Source organism: Prochlorococcus marinus subsp. marinus str. CCMP1375 (genome assembly GCF_000007925.1).
GTDB classification, from domain to species: domain Bacteria; phylum Cyanobacteriota; class Cyanobacteriia; order PCC-6307; family Cyanobiaceae; genus Prochlorococcus_E; species Prochlorococcus_E marinus.
In genome coordinates this window covers 1,225,289-1,250,654 of the sequence record NC_005042.1, presented here as the reverse complement: position 1 = coordinate 1,250,654, position 25,366 = coordinate 1,225,289, and the positions used below count along the sequence as shown (strand labels likewise).

Annotated in this window: 23 protein-coding genes and 1 tRNA gene; 13 read left to right on the top strand and 11 right to left on the bottom strand. The window is 34.4% G+C overall.

Translation table 11 applies throughout. From position 1 onward, the window contains the following. The first annotated feature begins 15 nt into the window (after window positions 1–15). The gene (locus tag PRO_RS06625) at window positions 16–579 is read left to right on the top strand and encodes a DUF3611 family protein (RefSeq protein ID WP_011125497.1); all 564 of its coding nucleotides are present in this window, start codon (window positions 16–18) and stop codon (window positions 577–579) included. Window positions 580–584: 5 nt separating this feature from the next. Here the strand turns inward: PRO_RS06625 and surE are convergent, their stop codons facing one another. Continuing rightward, on the bottom strand, window positions 585–1,373 hold the full coding sequence (surE, locus tag PRO_RS06620; protein ID WP_011125496.1) for a 5'/3'-nucleotidase SurE: 789 nt from the start codon (window positions 1,371–1,373) through the stop codon (window positions 585–587). 71 nt (window positions 1,374–1,444) lie between these two features. On the opposite strand from surE, the gene pheS reads away from it, so the two are divergent. Both pheS and PRO_RS06610 read left to right on the top strand, forming a co-directional pair. Next, entirely contained in the window at window positions 1,445–2,452 is a 1,008-nt protein-coding gene (gene pheS, locus PRO_RS06615) for a phenylalanine--tRNA ligase subunit alpha (protein ID WP_011125495.1), read from the top strand. A gap of 38 nt (window positions 2,453–2,490) precedes the next feature. Further along, a complete protein-coding gene (locus tag PRO_RS06610; protein WP_011125494.1) occupies window positions 2,491–3,399 on the top strand; it encodes an NAD(+) kinase in 909 nt (302 codons plus the stop codon). Window positions 3,400–3,416: 17 nt separating this feature from the next. Here the strand turns inward: PRO_RS06610 and PRO_RS06605 are convergent, their stop codons facing one another. Then, window positions 3,417–4,721 carry a bifunctional cobalt-precorrin-7 (C(5))-methyltransferase/cobalt-precorrin-6B (C(15))-methyltransferase gene (locus tag PRO_RS06605; RefSeq protein WP_011125493.1) on the bottom strand — a complete coding sequence of 435 codons (1,305 nt, stop codon included), beginning with the start codon at window positions 4,719–4,721 and terminating at the stop codon, window positions 3,417–3,419. Window positions 4,722–4,781: 60 nt separating this feature from the next. On the opposite strand from PRO_RS06605, the gene PRO_RS06600 reads away from it, so the two are divergent. The 7 genes from PRO_RS06600 to PRO_RS06570 all read left to right on the top strand — a co-directional run bounded on the left by PRO_RS06600 (window position 4,782) and on the right by PRO_RS06570 (window position 12,207). After that, window positions 4,782–5,048: a hypothetical protein gene (locus PRO_RS06600; protein WP_011125492.1), complete on the top strand. Its 267-nt coding sequence runs from the start codon at window positions 4,782–4,784 to the stop codon at window positions 5,046–5,048. Continuing rightward, window positions 5,041–5,571, top strand: a complete 531-nt coding sequence (locus PRO_RS06595; protein WP_011125491.1) for a DUF3122 domain-containing protein — start codon at window positions 5,041–5,043, stop codon at window positions 5,569–5,571. Before PRO_RS06600 ends, PRO_RS06595 begins: the two co-directional genes overlap by 8 nt. Next, window positions 5,561–6,664 carry a bifunctional diaminohydroxyphosphoribosylaminopyrimidine deaminase/5-amino-6-(5-phosphoribosylamino)uracil reductase RibD gene (ribD, locus tag PRO_RS06590; RefSeq protein WP_011125490.1) on the top strand — a complete coding sequence of 368 codons (1,104 nt, stop codon included), beginning with the start codon at window positions 5,561–5,563 and terminating at the stop codon, window positions 6,662–6,664. Before PRO_RS06595 ends, ribD begins: the two co-directional genes overlap by 11 nt. A gap of 95 nt (window positions 6,665–6,759) precedes the next feature. Then, complete coding sequence (gene ftsH / locus PRO_RS06585; protein WP_011125489.1) at window positions 6,760–8,625, top strand: ATP-dependent zinc metalloprotease FtsH; 1,866 nt, start codon at window positions 6,760–6,762, stop codon at window positions 8,623–8,625. A 59-nt stretch (window positions 8,626–8,684) separates the two neighbouring features. Then, entirely contained in the window at window positions 8,685–9,641 is a 957-nt protein-coding gene (argF, locus tag PRO_RS06580; RefSeq protein WP_011125488.1) for an ornithine carbamoyltransferase, read from the top strand. A gap of 66 nt (window positions 9,642–9,707) precedes the next feature. Further along, window positions 9,708–10,316, top strand: coding sequence for a transcriptional repressor LexA (lexA, locus tag PRO_RS06575; protein ID WP_011125487.1), 609 nt, complete (start codon window positions 9,708–9,710; stop codon window positions 10,314–10,316). A gap of 7 nt (window positions 10,317–10,323) precedes the next feature. Further along, on the top strand, window positions 10,324–12,207 hold the full coding sequence (locus PRO_RS06570; protein ID WP_036891894.1) for a hypothetical protein: 1,884 nt from the start codon (window positions 10,324–10,326) through the stop codon (window positions 12,205–12,207). Window positions 12,208–12,232: 25 nt separating this feature from the next. Here the strand turns inward: PRO_RS06570 and PRO_RS06565 are convergent, their stop codons facing one another. After that, window positions 12,233–13,192, bottom strand: a complete 960-nt coding sequence (locus PRO_RS06565) for a beta-1,4-N-acetylglucosaminyltransferase (protein WP_011125485.1) — start codon at window positions 13,190–13,192, stop codon at window positions 12,233–12,235. A gap of 177 nt (window positions 13,193–13,369) precedes the next feature. Here PRO_RS06565 and PRO_RS06560 point away from each other — a divergent pair. The 3 genes from PRO_RS06560 to PRO_RS06550 all read left to right on the top strand — a co-directional run bounded on the left by PRO_RS06560 (window position 13,370) and on the right by PRO_RS06550 (window position 16,291). Then, window positions 13,370–13,442, top strand: a tRNA-Ala gene (locus PRO_RS06560). A gap of 113 nt (window positions 13,443–13,555) precedes the next feature. Next, the gene (locus PRO_RS06555) at window positions 13,556–14,356 is read left to right on the top strand and encodes an FkbM family methyltransferase (protein WP_036891892.1); all 801 of its coding nucleotides are present in this window, start codon (window positions 13,556–13,558) and stop codon (window positions 14,354–14,356) included. 159 nt (window positions 14,357–14,515) lie between these two features. After that, entirely contained in the window at window positions 14,516–16,291 is a 1,776-nt protein-coding gene (locus tag PRO_RS06550; protein ID WP_052039695.1) for an ABC transporter ATP-binding protein, read from the top strand. A 4-nt stretch (window positions 16,292–16,295) separates the two neighbouring features. Here PRO_RS06550 and PRO_RS06545 read toward each other — a convergent pair whose 3' ends face one another. The 8 genes from PRO_RS06545 to PRO_RS06510 all read right to left on the bottom strand — a co-directional run bounded on the left by PRO_RS06545 (window position 16,296) and on the right by PRO_RS06510 (window position 25,353). Further along, window positions 16,296–17,471, bottom strand: a complete 1,176-nt coding sequence (locus tag PRO_RS06545) for a hypothetical protein (RefSeq protein ID WP_164923236.1) — start codon at window positions 17,469–17,471, stop codon at window positions 16,296–16,298. A 118-nt stretch (window positions 17,472–17,589) separates the two neighbouring features. Further along, entirely contained in the window at window positions 17,590–19,347 is a 1,758-nt protein-coding gene (locus PRO_RS06540) for a Wzz/FepE/Etk N-terminal domain-containing protein (RefSeq protein WP_011125481.1), read from the bottom strand. A gap of 90 nt (window positions 19,348–19,437) precedes the next feature. Continuing rightward, window positions 19,438–20,604: a glycosyltransferase family 4 protein gene (locus PRO_RS06535; protein WP_011125480.1), complete on the bottom strand. Its 1,167-nt coding sequence runs from the start codon at window positions 20,602–20,604 to the stop codon at window positions 19,438–19,440. 32 nt (window positions 20,605–20,636) lie between these two features. Continuing rightward, the gene (locus PRO_RS06530) at window positions 20,637–21,620 is read right to left on the bottom strand and encodes a glycosyltransferase family 2 protein (RefSeq protein ID WP_011125479.1); all 984 of its coding nucleotides are present in this window, start codon (window positions 21,618–21,620) and stop codon (window positions 20,637–20,639) included. A 7-nt stretch (window positions 21,621–21,627) separates the two neighbouring features. Then, complete coding sequence (locus PRO_RS06525; protein ID WP_225866379.1) at window positions 21,628–22,677, bottom strand: glycosyltransferase family 4 protein; 1,050 nt, start codon at window positions 22,675–22,677, stop codon at window positions 21,628–21,630. A gap of 90 nt (window positions 22,678–22,767) precedes the next feature. Continuing rightward, the gene (locus PRO_RS06520) at window positions 22,768–23,727 is read right to left on the bottom strand and encodes a glycosyltransferase family 2 protein (protein ID WP_011125477.1); all 960 of its coding nucleotides are present in this window, start codon (window positions 23,725–23,727) and stop codon (window positions 22,768–22,770) included. 3 nt (window positions 23,728–23,730) lie between these two features. Further along, window positions 23,731–24,615, bottom strand: a complete 885-nt coding sequence (locus PRO_RS06515) for a glycosyltransferase family 2 protein (RefSeq protein ID WP_011125476.1) — start codon at window positions 24,613–24,615, stop codon at window positions 23,731–23,733. 21 nt (window positions 24,616–24,636) lie between these two features. Beyond that, window positions 24,637–25,353 (bottom strand): methyltransferase domain-containing protein, encoded by a 717-nt coding sequence (locus PRO_RS06510; protein WP_011125475.1) that lies wholly within the window; start codon window positions 25,351–25,353, stop codon window positions 24,637–24,639. Window positions 25,354–25,366 lie beyond the last annotated feature (13 nt).

The following is a 25,366-nucleotide window of genomic DNA, read 5'->3' as shown; positions in this document are numbered from 1 at the left end:
GCCGTATTGATTTTGATGGCTGAGCAGCCCGATTTTCCTTTGCTTGCATTAGGCATGCGTCGTATTGGATGGATACGCTTTTGGTTCCAAACAGTGCTTGGAGTTGTTGTGATTGGTGTGTTGCTTTTTAACAATATAGGAAGCAGCTTGGCAAGAAATTCAGAGAGAGCATTGGGCCTTGGGCCAGGATTATCCCTTACCACTTTGGCTTTCTTCTTATTGTTATACAGCCTTTGGCAGGGTTGGTTGATAGTACTTGCTGGTAGATCAATTAATACCCCAGCCAGACCTAGCAGAGCTGAGACAAGCAGATTGTTAAAAAGGGGTTTAATTGTTGATCTGTTGGGATTGGTTTTTTCCTCTGTTGGATATCAATCTTTAGCAGGAGCGCTTTTTGTTCAAGCCTCTATGCAGGCTCCTGGTATTTCTATCGGAGCTGGGGTTAGATCAATGGAGAATTATCCAATTACTTCTTTGGAAATGCTTTCGGTACTAAGCAATACTCAAGTACTCTTTGCACACTTGATTGGGTTGATCTTTTCTCTTTGGCTGCTTCAGCGGATCTATCGTGTGAAATGATCTTATTAATTTAATTTAGGTAAATCATTAACATTACCTCGCCAAAATAAATCTGGTTGTATAGGAGTAAGAGAAGGTGAGTTCGTTTCTATTTGGGATACGTCACTAGGCCATTCTTTAGGACCATCTCCAGCAGATTCAAGGTCTTTGACAGCTTCTCCCGCCAGCCAATAATAAGCATTGCCCCTAGGATCTTTACGTTTGCTAAATTGCTCTTGATATTGGCGAATAGATAACCTAGTCCATCCTGGTTTACCCATTTGCTCTGAATCGCAAGGAGGAATATTTAAATTGAGAAGTAGTTTTTTAGGCCATTTCTGGTTTATTGCATTTTCAGCAATATTTAATGCTAATTCTCCAGCTAGTTTGAATTTGCGCCATTGAAAACTGGCTATGCTTACAGCTAGAGATGGAATACCTTCAAGAGTTCCTTCAAGAGCAGCTGCGACAGTTCCAGAACAGAAAATATCTGTGCCCAAATTTGGACCATGATTGATTCCTGATAAAATAAGATCTGGCTTTTCTTTAAGAAGTTCATTCAATGCAAGTTTTACGCAGTCCGCAGGTGTTCCGCTACATCCCCATGCCTGAATTCCTTCATTAAAAAGCTCATCTGCTCTTTCTGCTCTAATAGGAGCTTGTAATGTGAGCCCATGCCCTGTTGCAGAGCGCTCTTGATCAGGGCATACCACAGTTACTTCATGCCCTCGACTTGCAGCTGCAATTGCCAGAGTTCTTATTCCTTCCGCAAACACACCATCATCATTACTAATTAAAATTTTCAAAGGTTTCATGGATGAAGTGTGCTCTTTAGGAAAATTAGGCCCCATGTCTGTCTAAAGTTTGTATTCAATTCCTTTTTCTTGTGAGTCAAAACGAATCTCTTAAACAACTAACTGATTCCCTAGAAGGGTTAGAGAAGGAGGCTGCAAATGATATTACTCTTTCAAACGATAAGGAATCTCTAGAAAATTTGCGTATTCAGTTGCTTGGGAAAAAAGGGCGTTTATCAAAAATTCTTGGCTCTATGGCAACTTTAAAAGGATCGGAAAGACCATTAATAGGACAAAGGGCAAATTTATTGAAAAATCAACTTCAACTACTTATTACAGATAGATTAAATACTTTAAAGAAAAAGGAACTAGATGAATTAATCGCAAGTGAAAGGATTGATGTAACTGCTCCTCCAATTGGGACCCCTTTCGGCCACAGACACCCTTTGCTGACAACAACAGAACATATCGTAGATCTCTTTTGTGGTCTTGGTTATGAAGTTCATGAGGGTCCTGAAATAGAGAATGATTTTTACAATTTTGCTGCCTTAAACATTCCAGAAGATCATCCTGCTAGAGATATGCAAGATACTTTTTACTTGAGTAATAACTTACTTTTAAGAACTCATACATCACCTGTCCAGATTAGATGTTTAGAGAATAGTGCCCCTCCAGTTAGGATTGTTGCCCCTGGAAGGGTTTATAGACGAGATGCTGTAGATGCAACTCATTCCCCTGTTTTTCATCAAGTAGAAGTTTTAGCAATTGATGAGGGTTTGGATTTTAGCCATCTTCGCGGAACTGTTATGGCTTTTCTAAAAGCTTTCTTTGGGGATTTGCCTGTGCGGTTTAGAGCAAGTTATTTTCCTTTTACTGAACCTTCAGCAGAGGTTGATGTTCAATGGAGAGGTAAATGGCTTGAGGTTATGGGGTGTGGGATGGTTGATCCTTCTGTTTTAGAGGGGTTAGGAATTGATCCTGAGAGGTGGTCTGGATTTGCGGCAGGACTTGGAGTTGAACGTTTTTGTATGGTTCGACATGGTATTGATGATATTAGAAGGCTTTATACAAGTGATCTGAGATTCTTAGAACAGTTTTAATTAGTTAGAGTGAATAAGTTATTTGCTTGTTTTTGTCAGTGCCTAGGCTAGGACTGATTTTGAATGATGGTAAGGAGCTCGCTTTAAAGGCTGCTCTCAGCATTGAGTCTAAGCTGGAGAAATCTGGATATGAAGTAGTACGAGTAAGCAGTTCTGGAGGGATGGTTGGGTTTGCCAATCCAGATCAACATATGAGAACCCTTGGTTACAACGCTTGTGTCCCCGAAGGTTTTGATCCTTCAATGAAATTAGCAATTGTTTTGGGAGGTGATGGCACCGTATTGTCTGCAGCTCGACAGACAGCGCCAGTTGGAGTGCCAATACTTACAATTAATACTGGCCATTTAGGGTTCCTTTCCGAGGCATATCTCCCTGATATAGATAAAGCTTTAGAACAAGTACTTGCAAGTCAATGGGAAATTGAAGAGAGAACTAGCCTTGTTGTTAGTGTAATGAGAGGAGAACAAAGGCGATGGGAAGCTCTTTGTCTTAATGAAATGGCATTGCATAGAGAACCTTTGACGAGTATGTGCCATTTTGAAATATCTATAGGTAGACATGCTCCTGTTGACATTTCAGCTGATGGAGTCATCCTTTCAACCCCTACAGGTTCCACTGCTTATTCTCTTAGCGCAGGTGGCCCTGTTATTACACCTGATTGCCCAGTGCTGCAGCTGACTCCTATTGCTCCTCATTCTTTGGCCTCTAGAGCACTTGTCTTTAGTGATTTAGAACCCGTTACGGTTTTCCCTGCGACACCTGAAAGATTGATGATGGTAGTGGATGGCACAGCAGGTTGTTATGTCTGGCCAGAAGACAGGGTTCTAATTCGAAAGAGTAATCATCCAGTAAGATTTATTCGCTTGACTGATCATGAGTTTTTCCAAGTGCTTCGCAAAAAGTTGGGATGGGGATTGCCTCATGTTGCAAAACCTGAAAAATATTGAACTAAAAAATCATATTCTTATTTTAATTTTCCTTTAATAATAAACACTGGATTCATTGGAAGAAGACGAGTCCCTTGCATTAAGGGAACACCTCTAAAGTTTTGATGTTGACTGATTTTCACATCACAGCCAGCTTCTTTTAAAACTAGAATTGTTTTTTCAAGATGCTCCAATGTTGCTAAAGGGATAACTATTATCCCTAGAGGTTGAATGAAGCTAAGAATTATTTTTAGAAGAGTATCTTTACGACTATTCCCTCCTCCTAAAATCACTCTATTTGGTTTTGAAATATGAATAGGAATTGATTCTTTTTCTAGAAAATTAAGAGCTTCTCCTTCAATTACTATTTCTGGCTTAACAGATAAGCGCTTAGCATTTTCATTGATTAACTCTTTACCCCCAATACGCTTTTCAATCATCAATAATTTTAAGTTTGGCCTTAACCTTAAAGCTTCCAATCCAATAGTTCCTACTCCTGCACCTATGTCCCAAATAACACCAGTTTCTGGAAGCTCAAGATCTGCTAATACTTGAGTACGAACTTCTCGCTTTGTCATAAGTCCAGGTCGATCAGCATGTTGCAGATAGAAACCATCTTCTATTCCAAATAATGGGAGCTCTTTTTTGGTCTTGATAATTTTTTTTTCTTTTATAAGAACTACTAGATGCAATGGATCTAACTTTGATAGCTTTTCATTGGAAAATATTCTGAAAATACGTTCTTCTTTGTGTCCTAACTTTTCAAATATCCAAAAAGCATACTGGTCTTCAAGTTCAGAGGAATGAAGTATCTCTCGAACTTCGTTTGCACCTCCTTTATTTGGATCTATTAGTATTCCAATCGCGTTAGGCCTTTGTTGTAAAAGATTAAAGAGAGGGCTGGCATCTCTACCATGCAAACTTATCCAGCTTGTATCTTGCCAAGGCCTCTTTAATTGCGCAAAAGCTAGTTGCAATGAAGTAGGTGAAGGATGGAAGATTAGTTGCTCTGATGGAAAATGATTAAGTAGGACTCTTCCTATTCCAAACCAAAGAGGGTCTCCACTTGCTAGCAAAACTGTCTTTTGATTTCGTTGCTTCAACCATTCGATTAATTCATTGGGTTTATCGCTTGGGAAAAGCTCTGGAGAGGGGGCATTTGCAGCTTGATGCTCCCACCATTCAACGAAATTATTTAATATTCTTTTAGGAGCAGAAATATTTTTTGCTGAGAGGATTAATTGTTGGAGTTCCAATGGAAGACCGAAAACTCCTGAGGCTGTAACCCCAACAACATTTATTGGAAGAAAAGCTTTGTCAGAATTTATATTGTTTCTTAGCATATGAAAAAGCTCTTTTAATAGATTAATTGATTAGATTCTTTTTGCTTCTTTTAAGGCTCATTGGAAAAGTCAAACCATTCGACAAATAAAGATCTTATTAGGCGGCAGCGTCAACATGAGCTTTTGATAGCGCTTATTCAACAACAAGATGATTTGGAATTAATGGATGCAGAAGGACCAAGGTTTGATGCTAAAGGTGGCAATGCAGCTGACCCTGCCAAATGGTTAGACCGTAATCGACGAGTTTTGGCCAAATACCAATCATTGGTTAATTCTTCTATAACTTTGGATGCCTTGCTTGATTCGGAGGGTATTCAATGTGATTAATCTTTCCAATCAAAAGCATATTAAGTCAATTATTGACTTTGGACTCGTATTAATTTCTTGTGCATTACTCTTACTAGTAGCTTCCCCCTCGGAAGCAAAGTTAGAATTTTTTCAAAATGAAAATGATTATGAAATGCAAAGAAGCTTGGAAAGTTTAAGAGATCTTGACTATCAAACTTGGCAATTAGTTGTTTATCCTAAAGCAGAAAATCAAGATGAATTGGTTCTTAGGATTATAGGATTTACAGGAAGTCTAAGGTTAGATCATCCCGAAAAATTACAGGTAAAATCTGGTATTAAGTCTTGGAACCTTTCAGATATAACTTTAGAGAACCCTCAATTGTTTGAAGATAATCGCGATGCTGCGGCTGAATTTGAACTTGGACCTTTACTAATGGATCTCAAAAATGATCGTCCATTAAGGTTGTCCTTGAGAGACGGTTTTAATGAATTGCCTGTACCTCCTTATCTTGTTAATGAGTGGCGATCAATGAAGAAAATTCATTTAGAAAATGGCAACTAATTTAAATTCGCATATATGGGAACCATGGATGTTCCGTGCAATAAATTTAGCTTCTTTGGCTGAAGGTCAAACTAGTCCTAATCCTTTAGTTGGTGCTGTGATATTAGATGAAAAGAATAGACTTGTAGGTGAAGGGTTTCATTTACGCTCTGGAGAGCCTCATGCTGAAATTGGCGCTATAGAACAAGCTGGATCATTAGCAAAAGGCGGGACACTTTTGGTTAATCTTGAGCCATGCTGCCATAGGGGTAAAACGCCTCCTTGCACTGATGCAATACTTCGATCCGGTATCAAAAGAGTTGTTGTTGCAATCCAAGATCCTGATCAAAGGGTCTCCGGCAAAGGAATAGCCTTTTTAAAGGAATCTGGGATTGAAGTTGTTACAGGGATACTGGAGAAGGAAGCTGCTTTTTTGAATAGGGCGTTCATTTTTCGTAATCGAACTGGAAGACCTTGGGGAACACTTAAATGGGCAATGAGCTTTGATGGGAGAATTGGTCTGTCAAATGGAAAAAGTAAATGGATAAGTGGAGAAAAATCCAGGAAAAGGGTTCATTCTCTTCGTGCCAAGAATGATGCTGTAATTGTTGGAGGTGGAACAGTCCGATCTGATAATCCACTTTTAACTACTCGAGGGATTGCTGATATAGAACCTTTAAGAGTTGTCTGCAGCTCAACCCTTGATCTTCCAAAAGAAGCTCAATTGTGGAATACCGAGCTTGCAAAAACCTTGATTTTTTATGGGCCTGAAAGTGATGCCAGGTGTTTAGAAAACTTGCCATCGGGACCAGAGAGACTTTGTCTCGAGGAAAACACCCCTATAAAGGTTATGGAGGCTCTTGCTCAAAGAGGATGCAATCAAGTCTTATGGGAATGTGGTAGTTCACTTGCAACAAAAGCAATACAGCAGAATTGTGTTCAAGAGTTGAGCTTATTTTTATCACCAAAATTGTTAGGAGGAGTTTCTGCAATGACACCATTGGCCGATTTTGGGTTTAGTTCAATGGAACAAGTTTTCAAATTGAAAGAGGTCTCTTCAAATAAATCAGGGGAAGACTTTGTATTAAATATGCTTTTTGATAATTATGGGTAGATTTTTTTTCTTCTCTCGTTCGGTTCTTACACCTAATTTTCTTTCTCTGATTTACGCATCTTTGTTAGTTTTATATTCCTTTGAATTTTGTACCCATGCCGATTCGCCAAGATGAGAATCAGCCAAATAGGCGATTCGGCATAATAAATCTAGTTTTAATTGGTTTTGGAGCCCTTCTGCTTCTTAGTAGTTTTTTCCCTAACCAAAATATTCAAGTACCAAGAGTTCCTTATTCCTTATTTATTAATCAAGTCAATGATGGAGAAGTCAAGAGGGCCTATATAACACAGGAACAAATCAGATACGAATTATCTGCTCCCACTGAAGGTGCTCCATCTGTATTGGCAACTACGCCAATTTTTGATATGGACCTACCTCAACGTCTAGAAAATAAAGGTGTCGAATTTGCTGCAGCTCCTCCTAAGAAGCCCAATATTTTTACAACTATTCTTAGTTGGGTAGTACCGCCTTTAATTTTTATTTTAGTACTTCAATTCTTTGCACGAAGGAGTATGGGTGGAGGCGGAGCTCAAGGTGCGTTGAGCTTTACCAAAAGCAAAGCAAAAGTATATGTTCCTGATGAAGAATCAAGAGTTACTTTTGACGATGTAGCAGGTGTTGATGAAGCTAAGGATGAATTAACAGAAATAGTTGATTTCTTAAAGAGGCCTCAACGTTATTCTGATATTGGTGCCCGTATTCCTAAAGGAGTCTTGTTAGTTGGACCTCCTGGAACAGGCAAGACCTTACTTTCTAAAGCTGTTGCTGGAGAAGCGGAAGTTCCATTTTTCATTATTTCTGGCTCAGAGTTTGTTGAACTTTTTGTTGGAGCTGGTGCTGCAAGAGTTAGAGATTTATTTGAACAAGCAAAGAAAAAAGCACCATGCATTATTTTCATTGATGAATTAGATGCAATTGGTAAAAGTAGATCAGGCTCTATGGGAGTTGTGGGTGGTAATGATGAAAGGGAACAAACCCTCAATCAGTTGCTTACGGAAATGGATGGTTTTTCATCTGCAGATAAACCAGTTATTGTTTTAGCAGCGACTAATCAACCTGAGGTATTGGATGCAGCATTATTAAGACCAGGACGATTTGATAGACAAGTATTAGTTGATAGGCCAGATCTTTCAGGAAGAAAAACAATACTTGATATCTATACCAAAAAAGTAAAACTTGCAGAGAAAATAGATTTAGATTCAATAGCCCAAGCCACTAGTGGTTTTGCCGGAGCAGATTTGGCAAATATGGTTAACGAAGCAGCTTTATTAGCTGCAAGGGCTAAACGTACTTCAGTTGAGCAAAAAGATTTAAATGAGGCTATTGAAAGGGTTGTAGCTGGATTAGAGAAGAAGAGTAGAGTTCTTCAAGATGATGAGAAGAAAGTGGTCGCTTATCACGAAGTTGGCCATGCAATTGTTGGGCACCTTATGCCTGGCGGTAGTAAAGTCTCAAAAATTTCTATTGTTCCAAGGGGAATGAGTGCTCTCGGATATACCTTGCAAGTCCCAACCGAAGAAAGATTTTTGAATTCAAAAGATGAATTGAAGGGACAAATTGCCACATTGCTAGGAGGAAGGTCTGCTGAAGAAATTGTTTTTGGCAAAGTTACGACAGGAGCTTCAAATGATTTGCAAAGAGCAACTGACATTGCAGAACAGATGGTTGGAACTTATGGCATGAGTGACATCTTGGGCCCTTTAGCGTATGACAAACAAGGAGGAGGGCAGTTCCTTGGAGGTAACAACAATCCAAGAAGAGTAGTAAGTGATGCAACGGCACAAGCTATTGATAAGGAAGTAAGAAGTCTTGTTGATGAAGCTCATGAAAGTGCACTTAGTATTCTTCGTCATAATTTGCCTTTGTTAGAAAATATTGCTCAAAAGATTCTTGCGAAAGAAGTTATTGAAGGTGATGATTTAAAAGGACTCCTTGCTGAGACTGTTAATCCAAAAAAATAGTTTTTTAATTGCTCAAATATGTACTTGATCACTTCTTAATGTGATTTTAGATTGTTTATATGAACATGAACTCCCTATCTGTATCAAGAGTCCTTGCTGATTTGGCAGGTAAGGACTTTATTTCTTGTTCTGACTTCACATCAGATCAAGTGAAAGCTCTTCTCCAACTATCTAGTCAATTAAAAAACGGAGATCGGAGAATAGATTTAGGGAATCGTGTATTAGGTCTTATCTTTAGCAAAGCTTCTACTAGGACAAGAGTTAGTTTTCAAGTGGCAATGGCTAGATTGGGGGGGCAAACAATTGATCTAAGTAATCAGGCCACTCAATTGGCTAGAGGAGAACCTCTTAAAGACACTGCAAGAGTTTTAAGTCGATATTGTGATGCATTGGCACTAAGAACTTTTGGCAATGATGAATTGATTGAATATGCAAAATGGTCTTCAATACCTGTGATAAATGCTCTTACAGATTTGGAGCATCCATGTCAGGCTCTTGCTGATTTCTTGACTATTAAGGAGGCCTTTGGGAGCTTGGATGGAATTACACTTGCGTATATAGGAGATGGGAATAATGTATTAAATTCTTTAATGATCTGCGGAACTCTACTAGGGGTCAATATACAAATAGCTTCTCCTAAAGGCTTTGAACCTTTGCCTTCAATTGTTGAAAGAGCTAAAACTTTGGCGCACCCTACGTTAAAAATATGTGTTTCAAATAACCCTATTGACGCTGTCAGTGGGGCACATGTTATTTATACAGACGTTTGGGCTTCTATGGGACAAGAGAGTGAACAAGCACAAAGAAAAGAAATCTTTGAGGGATATACTGTAAACAAAGATTTAGTAGATAAAGCAGAAAAAGAATCAATAATTCTTCATTGTTTGCCAGCGCATAGAGGAGAGGAAATTACTGATGATGTGCTCGAAAGCTCAGCAAGTCGAATATTTGATCAAGCTGAGAATAGATTGCATGTTCAACAAGCTCTACTTGCTGCTTTGCTTGGGGGGCTTTGAAATTTACAAAAAGCCTTGCTTTAGGTACATATGTATTGTAGAACATATGCATTGCTAAGGAGCTAAATGGGAGGAGAAACTCTTACGCCTGCTCAGCAGGAACTTTTTGATTGGTTATCCGATTACATCGCTTCGCATCAACATAGTCCTTCAATTAGGCAGATGATGGATGGGATGGGGCTTCGCTCCCCTGCCCCTATACAGAGTCGTTTAAGGCATTTGCAAGAAAAAGGATGGATCACGTGGAAGGAAGGGCAAGCAAGAACATTGCAGCTTCTAGATAATGCTTTGTCTGGGGTTCCTGTCCTTGGAGCAGTTGCTGCTGGCGGATTGGTTGAAACATTTGATGATGTTCAAGAAACGCTTGATATGAGTTCTGTTCTTAAAACTCGAGGGCTATTTGCTTTAACTGTTAATGGAGATTCTATGGTCGATTCCTATATTGCAAATGGGGACGTTGTTTTGATGGAACCAGTTCAAGAGCCTTCACTGATAAGAAATGGGACAGTTGTAAGTGCTATGGTTCCAGGATCAGGAACAACATTAAAACATTTTTACCGCAAAGGATCTTTGGTAATACTTGAAGCTGCTAATCCTGCTTATGAACCTATTGAGATTGATGCAGAAATGGTAAAGATACAGGGGAAACTTTTAGCAGTTTGGAGAAAAGCTTAAATAGCCAATGCAGGAAGACTATAGAGATAAATTTCGTAGGATTCTCAGATATATGAGATTATTTGCAAATAGAAAATATGTTACTTCTGCGTTTATTTTTCTAGGCCTTTTTTTATTGTTAGAAGAGAATTATAAAGCTGATAAGCTTAAGCCAAGATCTTCTTCGATTATATGGGAGAAAGTTTCATATAAAGAAAACTTTCCAACACATGAAGAGGAAATTGTTTGGGAGCCTGTAGATGAAGAGTATTTTAAAAAAGAATATCTTGTTTTTGACAATCAACCTAGAATAATGCCTCAAAACATTAAAGAGGCTCAGGAATTTCTCTTAACTATGGAGCCTCAAGAATATGACTTTTCAGCACCATCGTATTTTAATTACTCTTTCCCAACAAATCATCAGTTAGACGAAGGATATTGGTCTCATTCAATTTATACAGTTTCATCATTCTCAGGTGGAGAAGGTGAAAATAGAGGTTCAGGAAATCAAAACTATGCATATAGAATTGATTATGGAATTTTTCAAGATGTTCAGATTTCTGCTTTTTATTCTGTAGCGGATGACCCATTATATTCTTTAATTAATAAGACTAAACTTATCCCAAACTATTGGGAAGTTTATGGAGCTTCTTTTAAGAGCAGGCTTTTAGAAATACAAAAGTGGGATGTATCTCTTGCTGGATCATTAGAAGCATGGAATGTGCGAAATGGAAATGCAGTTAATGGAAATATATTTAATAATGATCAGAAAGAGATATCAGAGAAGAATCTAATTGGTTCTTTTTCTATGCCAATAACTCGGCAAATAAACAATAATTTAGATCTTAATTTAATTCTAGGTAGTGCATTCTTACCAAAAAGTATGGGTACATCCAAAGATAATTTTTATGGCAATAATATTTACTTTGGTTCAGGGCTTTCATGGAAAATAAGAAGAGATCTTTACTCTACAGCTTCAATTTTAAATACCTTAGGACCAGGTTATAATTCCTTTGACTCAGAGCTTACTTTTTCTAGAGTACCTATTTATAATTTAGGTCTGGATTGGCATATAAATCCAATTATAGGTATAAAAACCCAAGTTACTAATGGCTTTGGTTTAACTCCATCAACTGCCTTGTTAACTATTCCTTCAAATAATAAACCTCTTTATTTTACCTCAATTAAATATAAACCTGGCTCTATAGATTCCCCCCAAAAACGTTTTACTTCTAGACAAAGATATTTATCTTCAGGAGGTTTGACAGTAAACACAGCTTTAATTCCACCTAGAGGAAAAATGCAAATCTGGGCAAATATAGACAATAAAGGTAATTTATTTACCTCTTTAGGTCAATCACTTTCTAATGCTTTTCAATTAGAAGTAGTTAGCTTTGGCTCGTTTGAAGATGTTGGTAAAAATAAATCTAATCAATTCGTTGATTTATATATGAACAAAAATAATTATAATACTAGGATAGGGGGTAAGTTTGTTTTTGTTAGTCCCCTAAGAAATGGTTCGTATTGGTTAGGTTCAAGAATAACCTTTGGGCGAAATCAGGACAATAAGCAGGGGTACGGTTTTTATGAGTTGATTAACACATGGGAAATAGATGAAGCTTTTGCAATTAACTTTAACCCCAAGATTGTCTGGAGTGGAATTGGCAGCTTAAGTTCTTTTGGAACATCAGCAAATATACAATTATCTAATAGATGGCAATTAATTCCTGAGTTTAATCTAAAGCTATCTAAATTAGCAGATACTAATTATACTTTAGCCTTAAGAAGAATAATTAATGATCATTTGGACATTGATTTTTATGTTAGTACATCAGCAGGATTTCAAGATATAGGACAAATGACTGCTGTTAAGAATTTAAGGCAGGGAGTAAAGCTTAGTTTGCAATACTAAAATTTTGATTGATAAATATTAATGGTTAATTATAGAAAAGTTTGATTAATATCCTTAATGAGGATCCATAAATAGCTACTAATATAGTTACAAGTCTCCAAGTTATTTTCTCTATTGATGTAGCAAAGCTGAGAATATTATAAGAACTTTTGCATGAGATCAAAGCCCTCATCTTATTATTTTTTAAATGTTTATCGAGTATTAATCTTTCATCTTTAGAGAAATGGATAAAAGGATGACATGAGATGCCCCATAGTAATCTTGCCCCCAAAATATCAATTCCTAGAAATGTTAGGCAGTAGAAGTATTTTGGTGTCACTTTAAAAGATCTATGTTTAGTTAAGACATGATCTTCAGGATGCTTCGGAATTTTATCTTTTATTGTTTGGTAAATTGAAATTTCTTTTGAGATTGGAAAATAACTTAAATGTGCACCTGCTTGCCTAATTAGTTTAAAAGAGTCAGTAACTTTTATTTCTCCTAAGCGTATTCCTCTATATACTAATCGCATCTCCTGAGGAGAATAATTCTTTAAATATTTTGCTGGGAATGAGCATGCATGCTTCCAATTCGCCGTTATACATTGATAGTTTGGAGTGAATCTATGATAAGACATTTCATAAACGCGTATACCTTTTGCTTCTTTGACTAATTTCGTAGGAGAAATTATTTCATCTACATCTGAAATAATTATCAAATCATTATCAAGGGCATCCGATAGACCTTTCTTAAAGCAATTTCTTGATGTAAATTCCCTTTGCCAGGCATTATCGACTTTAAAGTCTTCAGAATTTAGCCTGAAATACCTTATATTTGAGTGTTTAGATAAAAAATCATTATCTAAAATAGCCTTTTTTGGATTGCCTCGAAAATCAACAGACCCCTCTACAATTACAAATTTATAAACTATATTTTTATAGAGCTCAAGCCGTGCTCTAAGAATATCAATTTCTCCACAAAATAAAAAACAATCAAAAATTTTCATGTTCTAGATTTAGCCTAGAGTGCAGATCCAATAACTTTTCTGCTCGATCTCCATTTTAGTAATAATTCACTATGAAGCATTTTATTGCAAATTTTCACTTATTCACTCACTATAAAGACATATCAAGTTTGATAAAGAAATTTTTACTAGCTTGATATCAAGGGATAACAAGCACTTGGGGCCATAGCTCAGTTGGTAGAGCACCTGCATGGCATGCAGGGGGTCAGCGGTTCGAATCCGCTTGGCTCCATCTGATAAAACTAACTTTATTCAAAATTATTTTATAGATTCGTAACTACTATGCGATCTAAATTCATTTCTGCATTGTTCTTTAGGATTTATAGAGGTTTTACTATAAGATTCTTGTACAAATATGCACTTAATATCTCAAGTTATAAACCTGATTTAATAGGCTATTTATATGATGAAATCACTTGGAGTGTGCTTATTGATGGTGAATATGAAAGGGAGAATATATTGACAGCATTGGAGTTCTTACGTAATAAAAATGTTAACTTTCACTTGTTTGTAGATGTCGGTGCAAATATCGGAACAACTACATTAAGTGTAAATACATTGTTTTCAAATGTAATTGCTATAGAAGCAAATCCAAAAACATTTGCAGTTCTTCAACTGAACACATCGGATATAAAAAATGTAGAGCTTATAAATAAAGCGGTAAGCAACTTAAAATCTAATCGCGAGATGTATTTTCATGATGCTGGCTATGCCGGTGCAACCTTAGTAGAAAATGATTATGGAGCTAATTTAGCTAGGAATAAAATCAACGTAGATGTAACTACGTTGGACGATATACTTTCAGATATATCATCAAAATCGATTATAATAAAGATGGATATAGAAGGAGAAGAATTGAATGCTTTAATAGGAGCAAAAAGGGTTGTAGATTTATTAAGGCCAATATTTATTTTAGAGATTAATAAAAGAGAAATAGAAAATGGAACCTCTGCTACATTTGATTACCTTAAAAAATTAGGTTACTCTTTTTATAATGTTCAGAGAAATTATTCAGGAAGAAATCCACTATTGCGAATAATTTTAAATTCTAAAGGCCCTAAGATAATAAAAGTAGATTATTTGATTAAGAGGTATAGAATGTACCCTAACCTAATATGCATTCCTAATGAAATAATTAATTGCTAAGCATTAGTTGATATTTCAATGAATAAGCAATATTTAAGTTATAAAAGTTTGAATGTAAAAGCTATTCATAGAGGCTTATTCCTTCTTAAGGAGTACTTTACAATATCTAGATTCTAGCTAATATTACAATTAAGAGATTGCAAGAAATTATCATTGAAAATGAATGAACTAAGCTACAAGTATTCTAATTATTCAAAGAGATATCTCCTTTACTTTACTTTTAAAACTCTTAGTAATAGAAGAAAACTAGAACTTTTAGCTCTTTTCATAATAGCTCCAATTACTAGTGTAGCAGAATCATTTTCTCTTCTGGCCATTGGCCCTTTCCTTAATGGTCTTACTACAGATAACCTTAGTCAGCCAGAGTCGTTAAATGCAATAACGCAGCCTATTGCTAATATTTTAGGCCTTAACTCCTTAACCACAGTAACAATTATATTTACTTTTTTTGCGATTTTATCTAATTTATTGAGACTTTTGCAGCTATATGCTAACAATTTCTTTTCTGCATCTCTAGAGAGTGAATTAAGTACTAAAACTTTTCTGAAAACTATCTCTCAGAACTACGAAAGGCATATTAACCAATCTTCGTCTCAACATCTTAACCTATTAACTAATCATATTTCTAACTATGGTGGGTTTGTAAAAAACTTTCTTCAATTAGTTACTTCCTCAATCTTAGCTATATCTATATTATTTACTTTGCTCTACATTGACTCATTAATCTTCTTTGTTAGCTTTGTAGTTATCTTTATATTTTATTACTTAATTAGTATCAATACTAAAGATAAGGTTAGATCCTTGATGGCAAGGGAAATGCAACTTAGAAAACATCAGATAAGAATTACTCAGGAATCTCTTTCATCCATCAAAGATATTATATTAGACAGTGCACATCTAAAATATAAGGATAATTATGAGACCAATGATTTCCCAATGAGGCGAATTAGTGCCTCAGCAACTTATTTAACAGCTTCGCCTAAGTATTTAATGGAGGCAGTAGGATTAACACTCATAGCATTTATAGCCCTTATTCTTAGATCATCTGAAACTTCTAATACATCTTCTATTGCAGCTTTAGGTACATTAGGGTTAGCAGCCCAACGTTTTCTCCCTCTTTTACAGATTATTTTTAGCAGTTGGATAGGTTTTAATGCTTCTACAGTTTCAGCTTCTGATATTGTTGATGTCCTTTCACAGCCTAAGGTTAAATATCATAGTGACCCAATACCTTTGAAATTACATGAATTAATAGAGTTTAAAAATGTCAGCTATCGATACCCTGGAACTGAGAAGGATGTAATTAAGTCCTTAAATCTTTCAATACCGCTTGGTCAGAGAGTTGCTTTAGTAGGTATAACTGGATCAGGGAAAACTACCACAATAGACCTTTTAATGGGTTTGTTATTGCCTTCTAAGGGTAAGATTTTGATAGATGGCTCACATTTAAAAGACGAGGCAATATTGCGCTCATGGAGAGCCAATATTGGACATGTACCGCAAACTACTTTCTTGACAGAGGATTCAATAATGGAAAATATAGCTTTAGGTAAAAATATTGATGAGATTGATTTTGATCGAATAAAGAAAGTCTCTGAAATAGCAATGTTATCAGATTTTGTAGATACTTTGCCAGAAAAATATAATACAAAAGTTGGTGAAAGAGGTGTTAAACTTAGTGGAGGACAACGTCAAAGAATCGCATTAGCACGAGCATTATATAAGCAAGCAACTGTTTTAATCTTAGACGAGGCAACCAGTGCTTTAGACAATGCAACTGAGAGAAGAGTAATCAATTCTTTGGCAAGATTAAATAAAAATATGACTATAATAATGATTGCTCATAGACTAGCAACAATAGATTTATGTGAAAGAGTAATTAAATTTGATGGAGGTAAAATGATATCGGATGGATGTCCTAATGAAATATTGTAACTACTTATACTGGGTTGAATATATATTTGTAATTCCAAAACCAAAAAGAAGTATCATTAAATAAAGTATAATAAGAAGCAAAAAGGGCATATCCACCGGGTACAAAAATCCTATAATTCTTTAACTTGGACCTATATAAGGTGGCATAAAATATAACTGTAAATGCAATAAAGTTGTATTGAGTTTGCCTAGCAAAACCATCAATTCCTAAGATTATTGTGCAGAGATAACTAAGTATTACAGTCACAAAATTGAAGATTATAAAATATTCTATGAAAAGCTTTAATTTCTTATTAGTTTCGATAACTTTATTCTTATAAAAACTTGGAACAATTACTAGCAGTATTATCACCTGATCAACTATAGTTCTTAGCCCCATTCCTTTCCCTAATGCTTTTTCGTCTAACTTGTAATACCCTTTACCTAAAAGATTAACTATTGGTTCAAAGAAAACAAACGTAAAACCAAATATAATAATCAATGCAATTGTCGATATTACTACTCCTTTAGAGAAATATCCTTTAGTCCCCCAGTAAAACAAATCTATTCCTGATACCAAATTAGTGTAATTCCCTCCATTAATAGTAAACAGTATAAAAACTACAAATGGTATAACTTGGAAGTGCATAGATAATGCTAAAGCAATGGATATATACACTCCAAGTTTTGTTCGCTTTAAATTATCTTCTTTTTCTATCCAACTTAGGAGGCCTATTGTCGCTATGAGTAAGGCAAGTCCAGAGCGAAGGGATACAGTAAGAAATGATGTGAATGTATACATAAAGATCAGTGCCTGAATAGCAGGAGAGATACTTTGATTCTTAAATATTCTTCCCGCTAAATAACACATTATGGTCATTAAAGCGACATTTATACTATTTAAAGCAACCCAAAGATAATGAGATGTATATACATCTCTACCCATAGTTCGAACAATTTTTTCTACTCCAAATGTATCTAGGATAGTTCCTAATACTCCAGAAATAAACGTAAAACCTACTTCATACGGCGAGAATACAAAGCATGCCTCAAGTGAATAACAATTTTCTAAATGACTCAAATAGTTTATATAATCGCCTGGATGTACTAAATATGTTGTTATATCACTCATAAATATAGCAAAAAGAGCTTGGAGAATAAGAGCCCAGTTTGCTTGAAATCTATTTAGCCTTATCGACATAAAAAGAACAGCACTCGACATCATTATGAATGGATAAATTAGGAATAACTCTTGTGCCATATCAGTTTCTATATATTAAGTTTATTAGTAATTAAATAATTTTAAATTTTATATGTATCTAAACATCAGATTCTATTGCCACCCATTCTGTTATTGGATTTTGAACTAGAGACAACTTTTGGTTTAATGCTTTTATTTCAGAGCGAGTTACGAATCCATTGCCTATGAGTAGTAGTTGTTTTTTAGAATTTACTGCATTGGTAAAATCTTCTGAAACTATAAGCTTAGTATTTTTCAGTGAAACTGAAAATTTCTTTGAAAAAAGTTCTATTTGTTTTTTACTTATATTCCCTACAGGGATTACAGAAATTGAGTCTACATTTTTATTACTGCCTTCATAGTATTTAGCTAGCAAGTTAATATCTTCATCCCAATCTCTTGTCGCATTAGCGCTAAGCTTGGCGAGCAATTTAGGACTTATCAGTGAATTAATTTCATTTAAACTATAAAGAATCCCTTTTAATCTATCTGCTGCAAGTGCAGATGCACAACCTGCTACGAACCCTGCAATTACTCCTGTATATACAGTTGAACGCTTACTTGGACCTACTTGCCAATCTTTCATTGTAGGTATAGAAATCAGTTCCCATGGAGCCGATTCTTTGGCCTGATCTAAAAGCAATCTTTGTCTGTCTGATTCTAAACTTGCGAGAATTGTCACATCTCTATTTGCTTCTCTTGTTAAAGCTCTATGTTTTATTAATACCCCTTTAGGTCTTTCTGCAGAAGCAAGTCTGGATTTTGCATCAAATAGCTTGGCCTCTAAGTATTGTCGCATGGAGGTTATAAATTCAGTTATTAAAATATTTCTCTCTCTTTGAACATTTCTTATAGCAATGTCGTTAGGTTTAAACCTAGAGCTGTAAGAAGCAAGCATTACATCTAATTTACTTAATCTACTAGAAAAATTACCGAATTCAGTTAGTCCCCTTGCTTGACCTATAAAGTATAAGGAAGTTTCATTAATATCTTTTGATGCGTCTAGTATCTTGAGTTGCTTTTCTATTCTTTTAACATCCCAAGCTGCTTTTAGCCTTTGATATTCAGGATTTAATTCAGCAAAAGAACTGTCTGTGCGACCTTGAAATTTATATTCTCTAATATCACGATCTCCAGGGGCTTCATTGGGCATCAGAGGGCTTAAATCATTTTCCATCCCGAAAATCTGTGATGCTGAAAGAGAAGCTTCACTTTTAGCCTTGTATATATCTATTTGTTCGTCTAAGTATTTTAAAGTCTTTGCGAAGCCTCTTTTTTTATCTCTCCCTGAATATGCCTGGTAAGTACCAGCAAGTTTTTTTATAACTGGAAGAACTAAGCCTTTTTCGACATCTCTATATGTAACTGTCAAAACAGATGTATCATCTTCTTTCTTTATTCGAATCTTTTTAATCCATTTCCTATACTTTATGCCTGAAAGATCTTGTTCTTTATTAACAGATAATAGTGATTTTTGATCTTTATAAAAATTAAATACAGGTAGAAGTACCATTGGGCTTTCAAGAATCTTCATCTCTGTGAAGATAGTTCTTTTACCAGAAAGAACACCTCCTCCTAATCCACCAAATCTAGTAGGTCCTGCCAATTCAGTCCCAGAGCTGTCAACCAGAACTACTTGAAACTCTCCTTCCCAAGTGGGTTTTCGCGTAATTGCTGAAAAGAAACTATATAAAGTAACCACTCCAAAAACAGAAATACATACAATTTTTTGTCTGAATATTGATTTAAATAATTCCTTTATATCTACAAGCTCTCTATAAACTTCAGAAGAACTTTGATTTGATGATTCGTTGCTATCCTTGCTATCACTTGTCATATTAACCTCTGTACTCTTTAAGTATTATAGCAATATCTATATTTTTAGTACTATCCTGTAAGGATAAACAATTATGAAACAAATAACTATTCATTCGTCCTTTAGATTTGTTATAAACTCACACATAATATCAGCAGACCTATCCCAAGTCCAATAATCAATCACGGATTCAGCATTAGGCCTCTTTTCATTCATAAGGTATTCCTTAAATAGCTTAGGGTTTAAATCTTTTGTGTTCAAATCTAGAATAAGGCTATTTATAGGAGCTATTTCCACAAGTGACGCGATATTGCTAACTACTACCTTGGCTCCATGAGCGGCTGCTTCTAAAACTGGTATTCCAAACCCCTCTGATAAAGAAAGTAGACAGAAGCATTTACATTTGGTGTATAAGCAATTCAACTCAGAATCATTAGGACTGATTACTTCGATGACAAAATCAGAATTTTCTTTGATCATTTTTGAAAGAGATATATTTTCATACTCTGTTGAACCAGCTATTACAAGAAATATTTTAGAGTGCCCTAAATAATGGAGGCTTTTAACAAGCTCTATTAAATATTTAATATTCTTATGTGGCCTTCTATCTCCTACATACAATATAAATTCTAAATCAAGAATAGCGTTGCCAATATTAATGGAATTTGACTCCTTACTTGATACTATGTGGGAAATTGCATTAGGTATAATTGTAATGTTTGAAAGCTTTTTACCAATAAAAATATTAAGAGCTTTATATTTAGAAATTAGCTGTCTTTTTGTAGCTAATGAAACTGTTAAAATATAATTGGAGGTAAATATTGTTATAAGTATCCTTATCTCAGATATTATTTTTTTTATAAAAGAATACTTAGGAAAGAAATTCTTAACCTTTATAAAGGTTAAATCATGGATTGTACTAACTACTTTTATACCTGGTAGAATTGGAGGATCTATGAAAGGACAGACAAATAATTGAACCTTATTTTGTTTTAGCAATCTAAACAAATAAGGATCAAATAATAAGAATGGAATTTTCCATAGTATTTTTCTTGATTTGTTCCAGTAGATGATTTTGACTTTAGACTTGTCTATAGCATTAATGATACTATTAAGATGATATGATAATTTTTTAGGAGGGAGTAATAATAAAAAATCTTGGTTATTTAATCTTTCTGAATTTATTACCTTATAGAATAAATTACAAGCAAATCTAGTTAGACCTGTATTTGGAACTTCTGCATACCTTAAATCCATTGCAATTATTTTTTTAGCCATTCTCTTCCTATCGATAACTTGACTTGATCTAATCACTTTACCATAATTGTTGCTTTAAAGGTTTTTAGTTTATTAATAATAGTAAATGAAATTGATCTTATTGCTGATGAGAACTTATACAATGAATTGCATGGGTAATTAATGATTAATATTGATAGATAAAATGATGATAAAAATGGTTTTAGAGATAATATGCAATGCTTAAATTTTGAGTAATTTTTGGCAAAATAATATAATGATTTTTCTTCAAGCCAATTTTTGTATGACTCTATTAGAATTAATTCGTACTTCTCTTGTTTCTTTTTATCAATTGTATTTGTGTAATACTGATCGACTAGTAAGCTGTTTGTGCTTGACAAATGTATATTAAACCTTAGGGCTTTAATTGCTATGTCCAGATCTTCGTACCTCCTAAGAGCTTCATTGAATCCTCCAATATTTTCAAGTGTATCTTTTCTAGCACATAGCGTACATGTAGCTGTACTTCCAGGCCTGCCTTTTGCTGGGAATGCTTTTGCTGAAAGCAAAGCCAAGGCATAATCTAAAGTGCTTTTATTTTTTTGGTCAGTCTTAATAGACTTACAAATTGAATAACTTCCCTCTGTATATATTATACGCCTATTTGTATAACACAATGTTGTCTTGTCTGAATTAGTTGAATAATGGGAGATTGTTTCGTACTCTTTAATTTCCTTTATTTGATCTTCCACTCTTTTAGGATAACTGTAGTCATCATCATCAAAGAAAACTATAAACTCTCCCCTTGAATTTACTAATAATGTATTTCTAGAAGCACCTACACCTTTATTAGTATTGTGAGCTATAACTCTATTTGGTACTTTAGTCTTGGAAAGAATCTCATATACCTTTTCCAAAGTATTATCATTAGAGCAATCATCTACTACTAGAATTTCAATATTTTTGTAGGTTTGTTTTAAAGCCGAATGAATAGCTCTCTCAATAGTGTTTTGAGCATTAAAGGTCGTAAATGCACATGTAGCAAGACTTTTATTCAAAGTAATTCTATTGTCTTGACTTTAATACTTCGGCCCATTTACCTTGGGGCGCTTGAAGGCATAAAACTTGGTATTTCTTATAGCTTTCAAAACTCATTTTGCGAAGTAAATCAGGATTTTTGAGCAAGTAGATTGTTGAATCTAGCAAGTCTCTATCATCTACAATAAGACCATTTACTCCATTCTCTACAAATTCATTTAGTCTAGACATCCTTTTACTTGTAAGAATAGGTAGACCTAATCTTATAGCTTCTACAAGTGAATTTGGATATCCTTCCCACAAGGATGGAAAACAGAATATTGCTGATTGCATTAGAAATTGATCGATATTAGCTATATTCCCTAAAAGGACTAGTTTTGAGTTATGAATAAGTTTAGAGTATTTATCTTCAAATTCTTCTCGTTCTGATCCTTCACCCGCAATGTATACTTTTAAGCCTTCAAATTCATTTTCTCTTTCACTCAGTTGATCAAGAAGTGGCCTGAAATTCTTCTGAGCACATAGTCTTCCCATCATTGCAATATTCTTAGACTCTATATTAGGAGCTATATATTCTGGTAATGGATCTTTTATAAAATTGGGAATTACTACTATTTTATTTCTTAGTTGTTTTGGATAGTCCGATATATATGTTTTTAATTGTACTGTGATTTTATGACTTAAAAATAATGAGAGATAACCAGAATTAAATTTAGGAAGACTAATATAGTTATAATTTGAGAGAGCATTTCTTTCAGAAACTATTAGCTTAACTCCTAGGAAAAGACAAGCAACAAATGTTCTTGGGAATAGGCCATGATGAAATGTTATTAAGTGCGAAATTGAATTCTTTTTGACTCTCTCACGTAAATATCTAAGCTGTTTAAACCTCTTTAACTTACTTGCTGAGGAGTGAGGCTTAAGACCGCAGCCACATTTCTCCCATTTAATAGTTGAAGGAATTGGGTAGAATGATTGAGCATCTTCATTGTCATAACTAAATAAGACGACAGTATAACCAAGAGACTCAATGCTTTGACATGTCCTAATTATTTGTCTTTCAAGACCACCTGCCATGTTATCTAGGCTCGTGCAGATTAGACCTATTTTCTTGCAATTACTTTCATATATCATCTATTTAAAGTTTGGATTCATTTAATCTGTTTATTATAATCCACTTTTTATTCTTTTTTCATGAATAAGTCTTTTGAACCCTGTACTTACGATATGCTCTAGGGTTCTTTTGGGATATAAACAAGCAAGAAGAATAAAATTTAGAAAAAATAAATAATAATTTCCAACGAAATGACAATACCTAAGCTTTGGCCAAATTCTACTGTATAGATACATGCCCTTTGATTTAAGGTAGCTCTTGTTTTTTTTAATTACGACAACTTCTGAATCTAAATTCATTTTAGGGGTTTTGTCGCTCCCAATTGTTGAGTTCTGACAAACTAGAAAGCTATCTACCCCAGTAAAAGTAAAATTATTTAAAGAAAACCTTATTGCAATATCCATATCTTCTACTCTCCTTAAGCTTTCATCAAATCCACCAACTACATTAAAACATTCTGTTGTAGACATCATAGCGCATGTTGGCGCTCCAAATCCATAATCTACTTCTTTATTTCTTTCATAAAATAATAAATAGTCTGCAAGTTCAATCCCTTTGGGTGATCTTTTGTTTGTACCTAAGCACCTCATTTCTTTACAATAGCCAGATTTATATGATCTTTTCATACTGCATATTGAAACTATAGTTTTATTCTTTGGATATCCACAATTAACTATTGATTTAACTTGCAACTCTATTCTATTATAATGAGAAATATCATCATCATCCATAAAGCATATTATTTCTCCATTCGCTAGTGAAATAATTCTATTTCTTGAATATGCGGGACCATAGTTTTTATTATTCCTAATCAATTTAAATCCAAACTCTTTGGACATTGTTAATAACAATTCATAGCTACCGTCATTAGAGCAATCATCTATAACGATAATTTCTTTATTTCCCCATGTCTGTTCTATTGCACTATTAATAGCATTATAAATAGTTTCTTTAGCATTATAATTTAATATTCCAATAGTAACAAGGAATTTCTCGTCACTTATGTTTTGCATTTATTATTTTCTCCTGATGTATATATTCCTTTCATCATTATTTAGATTTAAAACACCAAATTGAAGCTTTGTTTTCTCTTCTAACTCTAAAAGGTCAATCATAGTCAACTTTCTATAATCCCAAATAGATAGATTTGTAAACCTTCTGCTTTGTAGGAATGTTCCATTTATAAAACAAGGAATTAAGAATATTAGATTTATAAATGATAGTTTAAACCCCCAATCTGAATTTGAAAATATTCTGTAAACATATTGTTTAAGTGTTATTAGTGGAGCAGGTGAGTAGGTAAATGATACATTTAGAGCAGAGCATTGAGAGGTTATCATTTTTTTTAATTTTTTATTTACAGACTTCAAAGCTATTCTTTCTCTGAAGACTTTGTGCTCTAAAGAAACAAGCTTGCCTAAAACGGCAAGACGTGACCATAGCAGTCTGTCTTCTCCATAATAAATATTGTGGTAGGGGTTTTCAATCATTAATTTCTTAGTTACCATTTGAATTTGCCGTCCACTTAGCATGAAGTCTTCAATATCTAATCTTTTCTCTATTTCATGATAAATACGAATGTACGAATCAATATATGGCTCCCATATATCATCTGCATCTATATGAAGAACTACATATTTCCCTCTAGCTGCTCGGATAGATACATTTCTAGTTTCTCCTAGCTTTCTTCTAGAGTCACGAATAAGCGGAATTACTCTTAGTCTTTCATCTTTCTTACTTAGATCAAGTAATATTTCTAGAGAGGAATCTTTTGAACCATCATCAACCACCACTACTTCGTATTTATTATCTATTTGATTTAAAATACTTGCAAGCGAAACAGCCAAAGTATCGGCCATATTATAATTGCATATACATATTGAATAAATTGGCTTAGTCATAATCAAGGCATTGCAATGCTATTACTTTTTTGAAGACTCAACATAGTAAAATAACGGGCATCTTCTATTATATTTATAGTATATACGTTTAGAATACAATTGAAGAATCCTATCTAAAATAACACATAATTGAGCATGAGGCCCATTGAAATATCTATGTGTTAGTCCAACAAGTTGTGAATTTGTAAATGGCCCATAGCTTAATGGATATATTTTTATGTTTTCAAAGTTCATTTTTTTTAAGTACTCTTCGAAATATGTTTCTGTAACTCTTTTGAAATCCTGAGGAGCTCCATGTATAGGGTACATAAAAGGCATTATTATATGTAACTTGCCACCCTTAATTAATAATCTATGGGCATCAATAAATAAATCATCCCAGTTATATACATGTTCTAGTAAATTAAACATTAGACAATGTGCAAATAATTTATCCTTTATAGGAATTTTTTCACCAACATTTATCTTGATATCAGGTTCTATTTCAGTATCTATATTTACAGATGTATATTCTTCATTCCCTAGTGTTTTTTTGTATGAAGCTCGATTTCCTCCGCCAATATCAAGAATATTACCTTTGAATTCTATTCCCTCGAGAAGTTGATTCATCAATGATCTTTGGATAGATATTGTATATACATCTTTAATTGTTCTTACAAACGAAGAATAGTTAAAAATATCTATCTCGCTTTTAGAAAACTTTTTATAATCTTTTTTATTATTTAAGAATAATGTCATGATTATTTAGGTT

Coding starts and splice junctions, on each gene's coding strand:
- lexA (WP_011125487.1), top strand. CDS start 9,708: ATGGGAGGAGAAACTCTTACGCCTGCTCAGCAGGAACTTTTTGATTGG.
- PRO_RS06520 (WP_011125477.1), bottom strand. CDS start 23,727: ATGCAAAACATAAGTGACGAGAAATTCCTTGTTACTATTGGAATATTA.
- PRO_RS06565 (WP_011125485.1), bottom strand. CDS start 13,192: ATGAAAATTTTTGATTGTTTTTTATTTTGTGGAGAAATTGATATTCTT.
- PRO_RS06535 (WP_011125480.1), bottom strand. CDS start 20,604: ATGGCTAAAAAAATAATTGCAATGGATTTAAGGTATGCAGAAGTTCCA.
- PRO_RS06510 (WP_011125475.1), bottom strand. CDS start 25,353: ATGACATTATTCTTAAATAATAAAAAAGATTATAAAAAGTTTTCTAAA.
- argF (WP_011125488.1), top strand. CDS start 8,685: ATGAACATGAACTCCCTATCTGTATCAAGAGTCCTTGCTGATTTGGCA.
- PRO_RS06605 (WP_011125493.1), bottom strand. CDS start 4,721: ATGCTAAGAAACAATATAAATTCTGACAAAGCTTTTCTTCCAATAAAT.
- PRO_RS06540 (WP_011125481.1), bottom strand. CDS start 19,347: ATGACAAGTGATAGCAAGGATAGCAACGAATCATCAAATCAAAGTTCT.
- ribD (WP_011125490.1), top strand. CDS start 5,561: ATGGCAACTAATTTAAATTCGCATATATGGGAACCATGGATGTTCCGT.
- ftsH (WP_011125489.1), top strand. CDS start 6,760: ATGCCGATTCGCCAAGATGAGAATCAGCCAAATAGGCGATTCGGCATA.
- PRO_RS06545 (WP_164923236.1), bottom strand. CDS start 17,471: ATGTCGATAAGGCTAAATAGATTTCAAGCAAACTGGGCTCTTATTCTC.
- PRO_RS06625 (WP_011125497.1), top strand. CDS start 16: ATGGCTGAGCAGCCCGATTTTCCTTTGCTTGCATTAGGCATGCGTCGT.
- PRO_RS06515 (WP_011125476.1), bottom strand. CDS start 24,615: ATGACTAAGCCAATTTATTCAATATGTATATGCAATTATAATATGGCC.
- PRO_RS06570 (WP_036891894.1), top strand. CDS start 10,324: ATGCAGGAAGACTATAGAGATAAATTTCGTAGGATTCTCAGATATATG.
- surE (WP_011125496.1), bottom strand. CDS start 1,373: ATGAAACCTTTGAAAATTTTAATTAGTAATGATGATGGTGTGTTTGCG.
- PRO_RS06550 (WP_052039695.1), top strand. CDS start 14,516: ATGAATGAACTAAGCTACAAGTATTCTAATTATTCAAAGAGATATCTC.
- PRO_RS06525 (WP_225866379.1), bottom strand. CDS start 22,677: ATGGCAGGTGGTCTTGAAAGACAAATAATTAGGACATGTCAAAGCATT.